At 34.9% G+C, this 17,746-nt stretch carries 7 protein-coding genes and 1 pseudogene; 6 read left to right on the forward strand and 2 right to left on the reverse strand.

Annotation, left to right across the window (positions count from 1 at the left end; translation table 11 throughout):
* The first annotated feature begins 3 nt into the window (after positions 1-3).
* Entirely contained in the window at positions 4-2,436 is a 2,433-nt protein-coding gene (locus STA7437_RS05435) for a pentapeptide repeat-containing protein (RefSeq protein ID WP_015192368.1), read from the forward strand.
* A gap of 181 nt (positions 2,437-2,617) precedes the next feature.
* The gene (locus STA7437_RS05440) at positions 2,618-3,304 is read left to right on the forward strand and encodes a DUF6629 family protein (protein WP_015192369.1); all 687 of its coding nucleotides are present in this window, start codon (positions 2,618-2,620) and stop codon (positions 3,302-3,304) included.
* A 366-nt stretch (positions 3,305-3,670) separates the two neighbouring features.
* Here STA7437_RS05440 and rodA read toward each other — a convergent pair whose 3' ends face one another.
* Positions 3,671-4,984, reverse strand: coding sequence for a rod shape-determining protein RodA (gene rodA / locus STA7437_RS05445; protein ID WP_015192370.1), 1,314 nt, complete (start codon positions 4,982-4,984; stop codon positions 3,671-3,673).
* A 239-nt stretch (positions 4,985-5,223) separates the two neighbouring features.
* Between rodA and gnd the strand changes: the two genes are divergently transcribed.
* Together gnd and STA7437_RS05455 are read left to right on the forward strand one after the other, a co-directional pair.
* Positions 5,224-6,678 (forward strand): decarboxylating NADP(+)-dependent phosphogluconate dehydrogenase, encoded by a 1,455-nt coding sequence (gene gnd, locus STA7437_RS05450; RefSeq protein WP_015192371.1) that lies wholly within the window; start codon positions 5,224-5,226, stop codon positions 6,676-6,678.
* A 239-nt stretch (positions 6,679-6,917) separates the two neighbouring features.
* Positions 6,918-8,252 (forward strand): serine/threonine protein kinase, encoded by a 1,335-nt coding sequence (locus STA7437_RS05455; protein ID WP_015192372.1) that lies wholly within the window; start codon positions 6,918-6,920, stop codon positions 8,250-8,252.
* An 88-nt stretch (positions 8,253-8,340) separates the two neighbouring features.
* Here STA7437_RS05455 and STA7437_RS25400 read toward each other — a convergent pair.
* A pseudogene (locus tag STA7437_RS25400) lies at positions 8,341-8,640 on the reverse strand (AIM24 family protein); the annotation flags it as partial.
* A 300-nt stretch (positions 8,641-8,940) separates the two neighbouring features.
* On the opposite strand from STA7437_RS25400, the gene STA7437_RS05460 reads away from it, so the two are divergent.
* Together STA7437_RS05460 and STA7437_RS05465 are read left to right on the forward strand one after the other, a co-directional pair.
* Positions 8,941-9,720: a pentapeptide repeat-containing protein gene (locus STA7437_RS05460; RefSeq protein WP_015192373.1), complete on the forward strand. Its 780-nt coding sequence runs from the start codon at positions 8,941-8,943 to the stop codon at positions 9,718-9,720.
* A 99-nt stretch (positions 9,721-9,819) separates the two neighbouring features.
* Entirely contained in the window at positions 9,820-17,604 is a 7,785-nt protein-coding gene (locus tag STA7437_RS05465; RefSeq protein ID WP_015192374.1) for a type I polyketide synthase, read from the forward strand.
* Positions 17,605-17,746: the final 142 nt, after the last annotated feature.

The raw sequence follows: 17,746 nt of genomic DNA on the forward strand, positions 1-17,746 counted from the left end.
TAGATGACTAATTATTCCCATTTTATTGCTACCGAACCTTTAGGAAATAAAGGAGAAGTAGGAGAACAGTTAGTATGGGATAGTATCCAAGCAGCTTTTTCTGAACGGAAATGTTTAGCTTATTGGCGTTATCCCATTTTTTTTTCTCCTAAAAAATCTCGTCAAGAAGTAGATATTTTAATTGTTGATGAGCAACTAGGTTTAATTGTTATTGAAGTTAAATCAATTCGGAGCGAACAGATAGTTAAGCTTGAAGGTCATCGTTGGCAATATCAAAATTTTTATACTGATTATGGTAATCCTTATCAGCAAGCAGAAAGTCAATTATTTACTCTACTAGAATATTTTAATCAAGAACCACTTTTAAAAGATCGAGTTCCCGCCAGAGCGATAATTGCTCTTCCTTATATTACTGAACAACAATGGCAAGATAAAGGATTTACTAAACTACTCAGTAATCCTCCCATTTTATTTAAAAATTTTCTCCAAAATAATAACCAAATCTGCCAATTTATTTCAGAAATCCCTTCACTAACAAAAGGAAGTCAATTAACAGTAACTCAATGGCAAATATTCTTATCTATTTTAACAGGTAGTTCTGTATTAGTTCCAACTTCTCGTTCCTTTTTGGTTGCCAAACAAAGTCGAGGAGATATTTTAAAACAGGCGCGATCGCGTTTAGCTCAATTCGATTTACAACAGGAAAAAATTGCCAAGCAAATTCCACCAGGCTTACAAACAATTAGGGGGATAGCAGGTTCAGGTAAGACTATTATTCTCTGTCAAAAAGCTGCTTTGATGCATCTTAAATATCCTGATTGGCAAATTGCTGTGGTTTTTTTCTCTCGAAGTCTTTATCAGGTAATTATAGAAAAAATTTCTCAATGGATTACTTATTTTACTGACGGAAAACAAACTTATAATCCACAAGATTCTAACTTAAAAATTCTCCACGCTTGGGGAGGAAAATATCAACCAGGTTTTTATAGTACCATTTGTCAACTAGCAGGAAAAACTCCCTTAGCTGTCAAGTTTACAGAAAGCTATCAACCCAACGAAGCGTTAGGAGAAGTTTGTTTTCATCTTCTACAATCAACTGCTATTCCTCAAGTCTTTGATGCGATTTTAATAGATGAAGGACAAGACTTAATTGTTAATCAATGGAAATATCAAAATAAACAACCATTTTATTGGCTTGCTTATCAATCTTTACGCCCAATCAATTCAATTTATCCTGAACAAAAAAGATTGATTTGGGCTTATGATGAACTTCAAAGTTTAGCTTGTTTAAAAATTCCTACTGCTAGTGAGTTGTTTGGTGAAGAATTAGGTCATTTAGCGATTGGGACTTATCCCAATCAAATTAATAAAACTGAAACAATTCCTCATTGTTATCGTACTCCTCATTTAATTGTAACTGCTGCTTATGCGATCGCGATGGGTTTATTACGTCCTCAAGGAATGCTTAGTGGTTTTACTACTAAAGCAGAATGGGAAGCGATCGGTTATCAAGTAGAGGGAAGTTTTAAAATTGGTGAACCAATTACGATTAAACGTGCTTCACAAAATTCATTAAATCCTATCGATCAATTATCGCAACAAGAAATAATTGAATTTACAACTTATACTTCTCGTCAACAAGAATTAACTGCTTTAGCCCAACAGATTAAATATAATTTAAGAAAAGATGGTTTGCGTCCTGCTCAAGAAATTTTAGTGATTGTTTTAGGAAATCATTGGGAAGCAAAAGAACTTACTTTTCATACAGCTAAATTTTTACATCGACAAGGAATATATACTGTTTTACCGAAAGAAAATATATTTTGGGAAGAAGGTGCAGTTACAATTACAACTATTCATCGCGCTAAAGGACAAGAAGCAGATTTTGTTTACTTAATTGGTTTAGATCGTATAGCTAAAAATGAAAGTAATATTTATCTACGTAATCAATTATTAGTAGCTTTAACTAGAACTAGAGCTTGGGTTAATTTGAGTGGCATTCAAGAGTCTAATTTTGATTCTTTTTATCAAGAAATAAAACAAGTTCTGCAAAGCAAAGATAGTTTTACTTTTCCTTTTACTTATCCACTAAAAAGAACAATTAGTTATAGCAATCTTGCTAATTTAATTACAGGTTATGCTTTGGGACGCAGAAATTTTCGCCAAATAAATTTACAACAAGCGGATTTATCAGGATTAAATTTAGCCAATATTAATTTGATCGAAGCTAATTTACAAGGAGCAAATTTAACTAATACTTGTTTATCAGGAGCGAAATTGATTGCAGCAGATTTAAGTTATACTGATTTAACTCATGCTGATTTATCTAATGCTAAATTGATGGGAGCAAATTTGCAAAATAGTAATTTAACTCATACCAATTTAACTAATACAGATTTAACTAATACCAAGTTTAAAAAAAAAGCCAAAAATTAAAGGTTAAAATTCAAAAGGTAGAATGGTTATAGCTGAAAACGATCTTAGCTCTCAAAAATAATTCATAGTTCACATCGACTTAATTAATCAACTATTAACTATTAACTTCACTCAAAGTTCGCATAGCAACCAACGAAAATTTTTTGCCGCTCAGTTTTGACAACTTAGATATGAATGCTATATGTGTTTTTCTGCTTCTGCTAGTTTTACAGCTTCTGTATTATTAATTCCGACAGGAATCTATTGTCTTAGAGAGGCAGCCACAAAAGACAAAACCTATCTTGCGATCGCGTCTTTGCCTCTATTTTTTGGAATTCAACAAGCTTTTGAAGGATTGCTTTGGTTAGGAATTGCTTCCAATCATACTCAAACAGTTCATTCTGCTGCTTTGGGTTTTTTGTTTTTTTCTCACTTTTTCTGGTTGTTTTGGATTCCTGGTTCGGCTTATTCAGTAGAAACAAATCAACTATTGAAGAAGGTATTGGCAATATTTACTTTAGTTGGTTTTATTTATGGTGCTTGCTTATATTTGCCTTTATTAAATTACAGCGATTGGCTAGAAATTCACGTAATCGAGCATTCAATTTCTTATCGAATAAATTTCTTTTTTAATAATCAGGTTTTCTTGCCAAAAGATTTTAGTTGGATAGTTTATATGTTGATTGTTTTGATTCCCTTGTTTATTTGCTCTAATCGGAGCTTTAATCTTTTGGGAGCTTTAATGTTTATTTCAGCAATGATTACTTATCTTGTGTTTAGTTATGCTTTTATTTCTGTATGGTGTTTTTTCGCTGCGATTATTTCAATTTATTTAATTTACATTATTAGTCAATCAGCCAATCCAGAATCAAACCAATTACTATCTTAAACCTTGTCTACTTTGAAAATTAAATGGCAACTGCTCACTATTAACTTGTAACTGCTTTTTTGTCAATCCTAGCAATTATGCTTAGTCAATAAACTAAGCAAGTTTGCATTACAAAATATTAAGTCGGTCAACCCGTTTAAACTTAAAACCGAGACGAGTCAATTACTTGAATAACATAAAGAAAAGTAAATTTTCCAAAAAGCCAATAAAAACCACATCCTACCATATAATATCGGGTTAATTTTAAAAAAACAAGCTCAAACCCAATAAATTCGTCAGAAAAATTCAGTCGTTCTCAATAAGCTTCACTAACAAATTTTCAATCAAATTTAACTATAAACTTAAGTTTTACTTATAAAAATAGATTTAACCAAGAAAATAATCTTTTCTCTTTTTCTGACTGGCATGATTAACTACCGATTGTACTAATCCAATTGCTATAAAATTACTTAACAATGCCGAACGACCGTAACTCATCCAAGGCAAAGGAATACCCGTAATAGGAGCAAGTCCAATCGTCATACTAATGTTAACAATGACTGGGAAAACAATCATAGCTAAAATGCCAATAGCTAGGAGAGAACCAAAGTTATCTTTAGCTCTAGTAGCAATTAAAACTAATCGTACGCAAATTAACCAAAAAACCAACAATAATAACACACTACCAATAAAACCCCATTCCTCACCTACGGCAGAAAAGATAAAATCAGTATGCTGTTCGGGGATAAAATTAAGTTGAGTTTGTGTACCGTGATTGAATCCTTGCCCCCACATTCCTCCAGCACCGATCGCAATGCGAGATTGAATCAGGTGATATCCTCCCCCTAAAGGGTCTTTTTCAGGATCGAGAAACAAAATCAAGCGGTCTTTTTGATAATCTTTCAATAATCCCCAAAAAATATTACCCAACTCTACCGCAGCACAATTAATTCCTAAAGCGATTAAAGAAGAAAGCAGTTTCATTGGCAGAGTCAGCCAGGCAATGGCGATCATAGCGATCGCAAAAATAATCCAGGCAGGAAGATAAACGTGATAGAGAATTGCTGAAATTAAGGGAGAAAGAAGTAAAAGTAACCAACCGGGGTTAGCATTTGCCCAATAAAGCATAGCGATCGTAATTACACCAAAGACAAGTGAAGTACCTAAATCTGGCTGTAAAAAAATTAATGTCCAAGGAACAGCCGTAATAGCTAGAGTGCGTATAACTGCACCCAAATTTGCAGTGTCTTTATTGTGTAATAAAGCAGCTAAGGTAATAATTACGCCCACCTTGGCAAACTCTGATGGTTGGACATTAAAACCACCAATAGTAATCCAACTTTGCGCCCCATTAGCGGTTACACCGTTAACCATTACCGCAATCAAAGATAAATTAGTTAAAGCATAAGTCAACCAATGCCATTTCAGTAAAACTTGATAGGGACAACGAGCAATTGTTAAGGATATAGCTAAACCAACTCCGCCAATCAACCAATGTTGATAACCGCGATCGAGTTGTTCATACAATTCTGTACTGAGAATAGTCAAACCACCAAAAATGGTCAAACCTACTACCAGTAGCAGTAAAAACCAATCGAGATGTAGCCAAGGAGAGAAAAAAGCTAGTAAGTGTTTTTTAAAAACATCTCCCAGCTGAAATCGAGAACGAGTTTTAGATTTTGAGCGAGATTTGAGACGCATTCTAAGCTGAATTGGTATTCCCGTACAGCAATATTTATAACTTTGTTTCAACCTAATTGGGAGAAAAATATGTGAGCAGTTACCCCGTAGAATTAGTAGAAGCTAATTTGATAAAAAACGGTAATCAAAAATACTTTTCCCAAGAAACTCTCAGAAATTTAATACCTTTTTTACGGCAAAAATTTAGAAATACGAGCTAGCCTGAAAATAATAAGACCCTCCAAACAAGCTCATTACTTATGACACCAAGAACTTTCGGCGTAATCGGTTTAGCCGTAATGGGAGAAAACCTAGCTCTTAATGTGGAAAGTAGAGGCTTTCCTATTGCTGTCTATAACCGAACAGCAGCTAAAACTGAAGAATTTATGGCGATAAGAGCCAAAGACAAAAATGTTCAAGCTGCCTATTCTCTTGAAGAATTTGTTCAAGCTTTAGAACGTCCTCGCAAGATTTTAGTAATGGTTAAGGCGGGGAAACCTGTCGATGCAGTTATCGAACAACTTAAACCTCTCCTTGATGAAGGAGATATGATCATTGATGGCGGTAACTCTCTTTATGAAGATACGGAGAGACGTACCAATGAACTAGAAGCTACTGGACTTGGTTTTGTTGGCATGGGAGTTAGTGGTGGTGAAGAAGGCGCACTTAATGGCCCTAGTTTAATGCCTGGTGGTACAGAAGCAGCCTATAATGAATTAGAACCAATCCTGACTAAAATTGCTGCTCAAGTCGATGATGGTCCTTGTGTTACCTATATCGGTCCTCGGGGTGCTGGTCACTATGTCAAAATGGTTCACAACGGTATTGAATACGGCGATATGCAATTAATTGCGGAAGCCTATGACATTCTCAAAAATGCCTTGGGACTCGATCATTTGCAGCTACACAAAGTATTTGCGGACTGGAATACTACCGATGAGTTAAATTCTTTCTTGATTGAGATTACCGCCGATATTTTCACTTTTATCGATCCTCAAACTGATTTACCCTTAGTAGATTTAATTTTTGATTCGGCAGGACAAAAAGGTACGGGAAGATGGACAATCGTAAGTTCTTTAGAATTAGGCGTACCAATTCCAACTATGTATGCTGCAGTTAATGCCAGAGTAATGTCATCTTATAAAGCAGAAAGAGTTGCTGCTGCTAAATTGTTAACTGGTCCCACTGGCAAATATGAAGGTGACATACCAGCCTTCATCAATAAAGTTCGGGATGCTCTCTACTGCTCGAAAATGTGTTCCTATGCTCAAGGGATGGCATTACTAGCTAAAGCATCAGCAGAATATAATTACAATCTTGATTTGGCAGAAATTGCTCGAATTTGGAAAGGTGGTTGTATTATTCGGGCTGGTTTCCTTGACAAAATTAAAACAGCCTTTAACGAAAATCCCTCTCTACCTAATTTGCTACTAGCACCCGAATTTAAACAGACTATTTTAGATCGTCAGGAAGCTTGGCGAGAAGTGTTAGCAGTAGCCAGTCATCTTGGTATTCCTGTACCTGCTTTTAGTTCTTCTTTAGACTATTTTGATAGCTATCGACGGGCTAATTTACCACAAAATCTAACTCAAGCTCAAAGAGATTATTTTGGCGCACATACCTACGAACGCACAGATAAACCTAGAGGAGAATTTTTCCATACTGAATGGACTAAAGCCAGTGAAATGTCTTTACAGACTGGTCATACTGATTAGATTAGTAACTTAAGTTTATACAATTTTAGGGTGAGTATTGCTCACTCTATTTTTTATAAATGTTAAGACAGAAGATATCAATATATAGCAGTTCTCACGCTTTATGAGTTACATCTGTTCGATACTGATTGAGCGTTGATAGTTCATAGTTGATGGTTGATTGGTAACTGATAACTGGTTTACCTTACCAATTTGAGAAACGCTATAACTTTTGTCTTTTCTCCCACATTCTCAAAACCGTGTTTAATAATCTACAAATCTTACAAGAAAAATATCAACTTCAAAAACAGTTAGGACGTACTGCAGCAGGACATCAAACTTGGCTGGCAACAGATGTAAATACTGAAGAGAAAGTAACAATTAAATTGTTAGCTTTCAGTCCCCAAATGCATTGGGAAGAACTAAAATTATTTGAGCGAGAAGCACAAGTATTACAAACACTAGATCATCCTCGTATTCCCAAATATCGAGATTATTTCGATTTAGATAAACAAATTGGTGAAGGAGTGCCTTGGTTTGCACTGGTACAGGATTATATTCCAGGTTTTTCTTTGCAAGAATTATTAGAACAGGGTAAGCGTTTTAGTGAGGCAAAAATTCGTAAAATTGCCCAAGAAACTCTAGAAATATTAATATATCTCCATCAATTGTGTCCTCCTGTACTTCATCGGGATCTCAAACCCAGTAATTTAATCTTGGGAGAAGATGAACATATTTATTTAATTGATTTTGGTGCAGTACAAGCCCAAGCAGCAGTTACAGGAGTAACTTTTACAGTGGTGGGAACAAGTGGTTATGCACCGCTAGAACAGTTTTGGGGACGTGCTGTTGCAGCTTCTGATTTATATGCCTTGGGAGCAACTTTAATTCACTTACTTACTGGAATCTCACCTGCGGATTTGCCTCATCAAGATTCTCGAATTCAATTTCGCGACCGCGTTAATCTTCAGCCAGATTTAATTGATTGGCTAGAAAAAATTACCGAATTAGCTGTAGAAAAACGTTTTGCTAACGCGGAAGTTGCTTTGAAAGCTTTATTATCTGGTAGATTTATTTCTAGTACGAAAAAGCCTAAATCTTTCACAAATAAGTTATTTCAACCATATACGAGTCGAATTCAACTGGAACAAAATGAACGACAATTAAAAATTAAAATTCCCGCAGGAGGATTAGCTAGATTTAATGAGGTTTTTAATGCTGGTTGTGGAGGATTGTTTGTTTATTATTTATTATTTTCGTTTAGTTTTATTTTGAGTGCTTTTACTCCAACAATAGGATTATTTATTTGGAGTTTTGTGGGCGTTTATGCTGCTCTTTTGTGCGGTACTAAAACCAATATTTCTTTTGAAGAAAATACTTTGGAATTAACTAGAACTTTTTTAGGCAAAAAGTATGGTAAGCAAACTTATTTTAATTCAGAAATTATCGATATTTTTATTCAGCGTACCGGTTCAATTTTTCAGGTAGGGATTCGGACAATCAATCATACTTATAATCTTGGTGGTGCTTTAAGTCAGGACGAAGCTGTTTGGCTGGCAGGAGAAATTAGACAATGGTTAAATTTAAATGGTTAAAGCGATCGCATACAAATATAATTTACAAACATAAAAGAAGTTGCTTAACCTCAGCAAAACTTTTATACTCCTAGTTTTTCAAAAAATTCTAATCACTACTTTTAGTAGGACGAAAGGCATTTAAAAAGTTTAGCAACGGATAAAGATTGCGAGATTGAATCCATAAACGACCTTGTCCTCCTAAAATTCCTGTTTTTAAATTATTAAAAGAAAGACCACCAATTAATTCAACTTTGTAATTTAAAGTATCTTCAAAAGCAACAATATAACTCGTATCTACAATATAACTACCTACTACAGGAATTTCAATAATTCCACCATACGAACTAAACCAAAAATCTCCTTGTCCTATTGCCTTTAATAAAAATAAAGATTCACCAATAAAAAATTTTTACATCAAAGCAGGATTGTGATTTTTGGTATAAAAATTGGGTATAAAAAGAAATTATTTAAGTATTTTTAAATCTATTAAAAAGTTTTTGCTTATTTTTTGTCAACTCTCTATATTTAGAGAATTAAAAGATAAATTCATCAACATTCCCTAGGGAGAATTAATGAATTATTGCTACTACAAAATAAAAATAATATTTTTATCAATTAAATGAGATTGTTAAATACAAGTTTATCTGGCGGTTTTAAAACAAGAGGCTAAAATAGCGGAATCTTTGCCGAAGTTATTGTAAAAATTATGAAAAATATTTTATTCGCTGCGACTACTTTAAGTATTATTTCTTTAAGTATTTCCACTCAAGCAGAAAATTTATCTGATCTTAATCAATTATTAGCTACTAAAAATTGTTCTCAATGTGATTTAACCAATTCTGGTTTAGTCATGGCTGATTTATCAGGAGGAAATTTAAGTGGTGCTAATTTAGTCAATGCTAATCTTAGTCAAGCTAATCTGTCTGGGATTGATTTAAGCGGTGCTAATTTAACAGGGGCTTCTTTATATGGTGCTAATTTAACAGGGGCTAATTTAACGGGGGCTAATTTAGCAGGAACAGATTTAAGGAATGCTTATCTAACTAATACAAATCTTACTGATGTCGATTTGAGTACTGCCCACATCGAAGGCACAAAAGGAATTTCGACAAGCGCAGGAACACCAGAACAATTTTATCGTTGGGCGGTAAGAGAGACGGAAAGAGGAAATTTTCGTGCTGCGGTGGAACATTATAATCGGGCAATTAATATTGATCCAGAATTTGCGCCTGCTTATTTGGGGATAGGATTAATTGAATATGGTTTTGATAATCGGGTTAAAGCACAAGAAAAAGCGGAAATAGCTGCTAATTTATTTAAAAAACAGGATAATAAACTTGGCTATGAGACAAGTCAAGATTTTCTGCACAAAATGAAGTTAATTGAGACATTAGAAGCAGAAAACGCCAAAAAAGAACAAGGTTCTGGCAATTTTGGTAAATTTATTGGTGGACTTGGTTCTTTGATGCTTAGACTTCTTTTATAAAAGTTAAATTTGTTGACAATCGCTGGTGCCTCGATTAAAAGTTGTAGCTAGTATATTTATTCTGATTAAGAGCAAGTACAAGTCAGATTGTTAACTATTATGACACAAGATGCGATCGCGATCGTTGGTATTGGCTGTCGTTTTCCTGGCGCAAAGAATCCTCAAGCTTTTTGGCAGTTGTTGCGCAAGGGAGGAGATGCAATTACAGAAGTACCTAAGTCGCGATGGGATGTAGATCAATATTATGACCCCAATCCTAGCAAAGAGGGTAAGGCTAATACTCGTTGGGGTGGGTTTTTAGAAGATATTGAATCTTTCGATCCTCTCTTTTTTGGCATTGCCCCCAAGGAAGCGATGACAATGGATCCCCAGCAGCGATTGTTATTAGAAGTTGCTTGGGAAGCATTAGAAGATGGGGGACAAATTCCAGCAAAATTAGCAGGGAGTCAAACGGGTGTCTTTATTGGCATTGGTACGCACGATTATTCGATTTTGATGTGGCAAAATCCTGTGAGTGAACCCTACGCAACCACGGGAACGGGTAATTGTATTGCTGCTAATCGGCTCTCTTATATCTTTGATTTTAAAGGACCTTCTTTGGCAGTTGACACTGCTTGTTCTTCTTCTTTAGTAGCTATTCATCTCGCTTGTCAAAGTATTTGGAATGGAGAGTCGACAATGGCGTTAGCAGGTGGGGTAAATGTGCTGCTGTTACCCACGATTGTTGTCGGTTTTGCCAAAGGCGGTTTTATGTCTGCTGATGGTAAATGTAAAAGCTTCGATGCGGATGCTAATGGTTATGTTCGTAGTGAGGGGGCAGGAATTGTAGTTTTAAAACCATTATCCCAAGCCCAGAGCGATCGCGATCGCATTTATGCCATTATTAAAGGTAGTGCGGTGAATCAGGATGGTTTTAGTAATGGGATTGCTGCACCGAACCCCGATGCCCAGGAAGCTGTATTAAGGAAAGCTTATCGACGGGCAGGAGTAGCACCTAATCAAGTTCAGTATCTTGAAGCACACGGTACGGGAACAAAATTAGGCGATCCTGTGGAAATGGAAGCTTTGGGGAGGGTTTTGAGTGAAAATCGCTCTTTTGAAGATTATTGTGCGATTGGTTCAGTTAAAACTAATATTGGGCATACAGAAACTGCTGCTGGTGTGGCAGGATTAATTAAAGTTGCCTTATCTCTTTATCATCGGGAAATTCCTCCTAGTTTGCATTTCAAGCAACCAAATCCTGCGATTGATTTTGCTAATTTACCTTTTCAAGTACAAACAAAATTAACTCCGTGGCGTGAAGAAAAGGAGATGATTGCTGGAGTTAATTCTTTTGGTTTTGGTGGTACGAATGCCCATGTGGTGTTATCTAATGCAGAAGGCAGAGGGCAAGTGCAGAGGGGTAAAGAAGAGAAGAAATATTTTTTTAATTTATTTACTATTTCTGCGAAAAGTGAACGAGCGTTAAAAGATTTAGTTGTTAATTATCTTGAGTTTTTAGATTGTAATCCTGATATTTCTTTAACAGATCTTTGTTTTACTGCTAATGCCAGAAGAACTCATTTTAATTATCGTTTTGCTATTGTTACTGAATCAATTCCAGAATTGCAATTACAACTAAATAATTTTGTTTCTAATCAAGAAACCACAGGATTATTTTCAGGACAAAAGAAAATTGATATAAATTATCAAAATCCAATTGCCTTTTTGTTTACTGGGCAGGGTTCACAATATGTAGGAATGGGTCAAGAATTATATGAAACCCAACCTATTTTTCGAGATAGTTTAAATCATTGTGCCGAAATTTTACAAGCATATTTAGATCGACCATTATTAGAAATAATTTATCCCGATAACGCTGTAGAGACGTTCCATAGAACGTCTCTACAGGATGTAAATCAAACTCAATATACTCAACCAGCTTTATTTGCAATTGAATATTCTCTTGCCCAATTATGGATGTCTTGGGGAATTAAACCAACGGTAGTAATGGGACATAGTATCGGAGAATATGTAGCAGCTTGCCTTGCAGGAGTATTTAGTTTAGAAGATGCGTTAAAGTTGGTAGCTGTGAGAGGAAAATTGATGCAAAGTTTGCCTCAAAATGGAACGATGGCATCAGTTTTAGCCTCAGAAGCAAAAGTTATTAAAGCGATTCAAGACTATCAAAATGAGATAGCTATAGCAGCAATTAATGGCTATCAAAGTATTGTTATTTCTGGAAAAAGTAATGCGATCGCAAAAATTATCAATCAATTAGAAGCTGAGGGAATTAAAACTAAACCATTAAATGTATCTCATGCTTTTCATTCTCCATTAATGCAACCAATGTTAGTAGAATTTGAACAGGTTGCTAGAGAAATAAAATATTCTAATCCTCAAATCAATCTTATTTCTAACGTTACAGGAAAATTAATTACAGAAGCAATCACTACTCCTGAATATTGGTGTCAGCATATCCTTCAACCTGTGCGATTTGTTAATAGTATCGAAACTTTATTTAATTTTGGTTGTGAAATTGCGATTGAATGTGGTGCTAAACCTATTTTATTAGGAATGACTTCTGCTATTTTAGAAAAATCAAATAATAATTCATTCCTTAATTTACTGCCAAGCCTTCGTCCGCCTCAATCAGATTATCAACAAATTTTACAAAGTTTGGGGCAACTTTATACGCAGGAAATTAAAATTAATTGGTCTAGTTTATATCAAGCTAATTTTCATCAAATAGTTTCTTTACCTACTTATCCTTTTCAAAGAAAACGGTATTGGTGGGAAGGTATTAAATTACCTGTAGAGCAAATTAGTTTTGCTGCTGGCAAACAATTAAAATCTTCTCAGTTACATCCTTTACTTGAGCAAAAAATTTATTTAGCGAGTAGTGAAGAAATAGTTTTTCAGGTTGAACTTAGTCCAGATAATCCTTTTTATTTAAAAGATCATTGTCTTGGTAATACAGTAATTTTTCCTGCTACTGGTTATTTAGAAATGGCATTAGCAGCAGGAGCTAATCTATATCAGATAAATAGTAATATTTTAATAAAAAATTTTTTAATCGAGCAAGCTTTAGTTTTATCTTTTGACGAAAATAAAATAGTTCAAATAGTATTGAAACCTCAATCAGATTCAGAATATACTTGGCAAATTTTTAGTTTAAATGAATCACAAGCTAAATTTACTTCTCATGCAACAGGAAAAATTAAGTTAGTTACTCAAACAAAGAAGCATTTTTACAAGAATATAAAACAATTACAACAAAATTGTCTTGACAATCTTTTATCAATCAAAGATTATTATCAACAGCTACAACAGCAAGGATTAAATTACGGTAAAAACTTCCAAGCTCTTCAAGAAATTTGGCAAAGTGAAGATAAAGTTTTTGGAAAAATTCAGTTACCTGATGATTTAATTTCTGAAGCAAATCAGTATCAGTTACATCCTGTTTTATTTGATGCCTGTTTTCAACTTTTAGGTACAGCAATTAAACAACAAAAAACAGGGTCATATTTACCAGTAGGAATAGAAAACTTATACTTTTATTGTCAGCCCAATCATTGTATTTGGTGTCAAGTAGAAATTAAACCAAGTAATAATTCACAAAGTGTACAAGCTGATTTAGTTTTATTGAATAGTAATGGATTAATTCTAGCTAAAGTTCAGGGTTTATTGCTTCAATATGTTAATCAACAATCGTTAACAAAATTAACTCAAACCAAAATAAATAAATTAAATTTATCTGAGCATTTATATCAATTAGTTTGGTTTCCTAATTCTAATCATAATATCGCGCAGAAAAGCAAAGATACAGAGGAGAGAAAAGAGAGATTTATTTCTTTGGAGGCAACTGAGTATCAAGTTTGTGTTGATCATTGGTTGATTTTTGCGGATCGATATGGTGTTGGAGAGAAACTGGCAGAGGAGTTAGAAAAGAGTGATCGTTCTTGTCTGCTGGTTTTTCCTAAAGCTCTCGAAGATTGTGTTGAAGATACCAATTTTAGATACAGTCTCGATCGCAATTCTAGAGAAGATTGGCAAAAATTACTGAAAGATTATGTTCAAACTAATATCGGCATAGTTTTTTTATGGAGTTTGGATGAGACGGAAGATTTTGTAACGACACAACAACAAGGTTGCGGTAGTGTTTTATATTTAATCCAGTCTTTATTAGAAAATAAATCGCTTCAAGTTGCAAAACTTTTATTAGTTACTCAGGAAACTCAAGCAGTAACAGCAAACCAAGCTTCTTTACAAGTTCAACATTCTTCTTTGTGGGGTTTAGGAAGAGTAATTAACACAGAACATCCCCAGCTTAATTGCACTTTACTAGATCTTGATGGTTTTGATCCAGTTACTTGTGTTTTATCAGAATTAAATTCCATTCAACAGGAACATCAAGTTGCTTATCGTCAAGGAAATCGTTATGTAGCAAGGTTAGATAGATATAAATTATTAACTAAAACTAACCAAGAATCATTTCGTCTACAAATCTCTGATTACGGGATGTTAGATCGTTTGGCAATTGTATGCGATCGCGTAAACTCACCCAAACCAGGAGAGGTAACTATAGAAGTATGTGCAGCCGGGGTTAATTTCCGTGATGTTCTCAATGCTTTGGGGATGTTGCAAGAATATCTAACTTCAATGGGTTTTACTAATGCTAGTGATATTCCTTTTGGTGGCGAATGTGCAGGAAGAATTGTCGCCGTCGGAGAAGGAGTAACGGAATTTCAAATTGGAGATGAGGTTATTGCTGCCCAAGCCATTGGTAGTATAGCGAGTCATGTGGTTGTGAATGCAAATTTTGTGATTGCCAAACCAACCCAGCTTAGTTTTACTGAAGCAGCTACGATTCCCACAACTTTTTTAACTGCTTATTACGGATTACATAAATTAGCCCAGATTAAAGCAGGGGACTCGATTTTAATTCATGCTGCTGCGGGTGGAGTAGGTTTAGCTGCGATACAAATAGCCCAACAAGCATCCGCAGAAGTTTATGCTACTGCTAGCCTCAGTAAATGGGATTTTCTCAAATCTATCGGAATTAAATATGTCATGAATTCCCGTAGTTTGGATTTTGCGGAGGAGATTAAGCAGCTAAGCGCAGGAAAAGGGATAGATATTGTTTTAAACAGTCTTAATGGCGAATATATTTCTAAAAATTTAGATATTTTGGCTTCAGGAGGTAAATTTGTTGAAATTGGCAAGCTGGGAATTTGGGATGAAAGTCAGATCAAAGCTAAACGAAATGATGTTGCTTATTATCTTTTCGATCTTTTAGAAGTATCTCAACAAAATCCAAGTTTAATTAAACAAATGCTTGGGGAATTAATGCAGCAGTTTAGATTAGGTAAATTAAAACCTCTCCATCATCAAGTATTTCCAATCACAGAAGCGGAATCTGCTTTTCGTCATATGGCTGCTGCCAAACATATTGGTAAAGTCGTGATTGATTGTAAGGGCGGTTTGCAAACCGCCCTTACGCAAATAAATGATCAAGGTAGTTATTTAATTACAGGTGGTTTGGGTGCGTTAGGATTACAAGTTGCCCGATGGTTAGTAGACAAAGGTGCTAGAAATTTAATTTTAGTAGGTAGAAGTAAACCAAATTCAGAAGCAAAAGTCATTATTCAGCAGCTAGAAGAAACAGGCGCGCAAATTGAAGTCATTCAAGCTGATATTGCTAATTTAGAAGCGGTAAACAGAATTGTAAGGGCGAACAGCAGTTCGCCCCTACTGAAGGGAATTATTCACGCTGCGGGAATTATCGATGACGGTTTATTACAACAATTATCTTGGGAACGTTTTGCCAAAGTAATTTCCCCTAAAATTATGGGGGCATGGAATCTACATCTGGCAACACAAAATTTACCCCTCGATTTTTTTGTCTGCTTTTCCTCAATTACTTCAATCTTAGGAACATTTGGGCAAGGCAATTATGCTGCTGCTAATTCTTTTATGGATGCTTTGATGCATTATCGTCGAAGTTTTGGTTTACCTGGTTTAAGTATTAACTGGGGATTGTGGGATGATCTTGGTATGGCTGCGAGTTTAAATGCAGAGGTAAAAGCAAGATTTAGTGATGAAGGATTAGAAACAATTGAATTAAACTCTGGATTAGAATTATTAGAACAGTTATTGCTTCAAAATCACTCTCAATTAGCAGTCTTTCCTGTCGATTGGTCAAAATTTCTGTCTGCAAAACCAGAAAATACTTTTTTTCAGTTATTTAAGCCTAAATCTGAAGTAAAAAATCAACCAATTTCTAATTTAAACCCAATATTTTCCAATATCTCAGCTTTTCAGCAACATATTCAAACTCAAGTAGCCAAAGTTTTAGGTTTTAGCGATCGCAAATCTGTGGATGTACAAGAAAACTTTGCTGATTTGGGAATGGATTCTTTAATGGCAGTGGAATTAAAAAATCAATTACAAACTAGTCTAAAAATAGATATTCCTCTTACCATTACTTTTGATTATCCCACTGTTGAAGCTTTGGCTAATTATTTGTTTGAAAAGATTGCAGGAGAGGATAACAGTTACCAGTTATCAGTTACCAGTTATCAGTTACCACTTATAGAGACAGAAGAGAAAACATCTCCTTGGTTTAATACAGAAGTAGTCGATCACAATCGAATTGAAACAAAAGAAAAACTCGAACCAATAGATAAAATTGAAATTAAGCCAGAATTTTGCGATTTTAAGTTTTTACCTCAATATCTCACTCTCAAACAAGATTTAAATCGCGTTGAAGCTATGGGTAATCCTTTCTTTACTATCCACGATGGTATTGCCAAAGATACTACTCAAATTCAAGGCAAGGAATTAATTAACTATTCTAGTTATAACTATGTGGGGATGTCTGGTGATCCGATTGTTACTCAAGCAGCCCAAAATGCGATCGCGCAATACGGAACTTCTGTTTCTGCTAGTAGGTTGGTTTCAGGAGAAAGAGCGATTCATGGGGAGCTAGAGCGAGAAATTGCTGATTTTATCGGAACTGAAGATTGTATTGCCTATATTGGCGGTCATGCGACCAATGTTACCACGATTGGGCATTTATTTAGCGATCGCGATTTAATTGTCTGTGACTCTCTCAGTCACAATAGTATTCAAGAAGGGTGTAAATTATCTGGTGCAACTAAAATTGAATTTCCCCACAATAACTATCAAAAATTAGCCGAAATCTTGGCGCAACATCGCTATAGTTATGAAAAAGTTTTAATTGCGATCGAAGGTGTTTATAGTACTGATGGAGATCTTGCCCCGCTACCAGAAATCATTGAAATAAAAAAACGCTATCAAACCTTTTTATTAGTAGATGAAGCTCATTCAATTGGAGTATTAGGTTCAACTGGAAGAGGTATCTCAGAGCATTTTAAAATTAACCCTGCCGATGTTGATTTATGGATGGGAACACTGAGTAAATCTTTTGCTAGTTGCGGTGGTTATATCGCAGGTTGTCGAGAATTAATTGAATATCTTAAATATACTTCCCCTGGTTTTGTATTTAGTGTGGGAATGTCTCCAGCCAATACCACAGCAGCTTTGAAAGCCCTAAAACTATTAAAAATTCAGCCAGAAAGAGTGATTCGTTTACAAGCGCGATCGCGTTTTTTTTTAGAATTAGCTAAGAGTAAAGGATTGAATACAGGTGCAAGTAAAGATTCTCCCATTATTCCAATTATTATTGGTGAACCATACAAAGCTGTACAGTTATCTCAACAATTATCTCAACAAGGAATTAATGTTCAACCAATGGTTTATCCTTCAGTTCCTTATGATGCAGCACGATTACGTTTCTTTATGACTTGTTTGCATAGTGAAGCACAAATTGAGTTTTCTTTAAATAGTTTAGTAAGAATTTTAAAGAATAATTTTAAATAGCCAAGCAATCAGTTACCAATCAACTATAGCGTTTCTCGAATCCACGAGGTACATCCGTTCGATACTGATAGAGCGTTAATGGTTGATTGTTTGTCCACAGCCAATAGCAGATCAACTTTTTGATCCTTCGTTTCACGTTTCT

Origin of the sequence: Stanieria cyanosphaera PCC 7437 (assembly GCF_000317575.1) — a bacterium.
Lineage (GTDB): Bacteria > Cyanobacteriota > Cyanobacteriia > Cyanobacteriales > Xenococcaceae > Stanieria > Stanieria cyanosphaera.

Bases quoted from the DNA above. Each gene is read 5' to 3' on its own strand.
- STA7437_RS05460 (WP_015192373.1), top strand. From the start codon at position 8,941: ATGAAAAATATTTTATTCGCTGCGACTACTTTAAGTATTATTTCTTTA.
- gnd (WP_015192371.1), top strand. From the start codon at position 5,224: ATGACACCAAGAACTTTCGGCGTAATCGGTTTAGCCGTAATGGGAGAA.
- STA7437_RS05435 (WP_015192368.1), top strand. From the start codon at position 4: ATGACTAATTATTCCCATTTTATTGCTACCGAACCTTTAGGAAATAAA.
- STA7437_RS05440 (WP_015192369.1), top strand. From the start codon at position 2,618: ATGTGTTTTTCTGCTTCTGCTAGTTTTACAGCTTCTGTATTATTAATT.
- STA7437_RS05465 (WP_015192374.1), top strand. From the start codon at position 9,820: ATGACACAAGATGCGATCGCGATCGTTGGTATTGGCTGTCGTTTTCCT.
- rodA (WP_015192370.1), bottom strand. From the start codon at position 4,984: ATGCGTCTCAAATCTCGCTCAAAATCTAAAACTCGTTCTCGATTTCAG.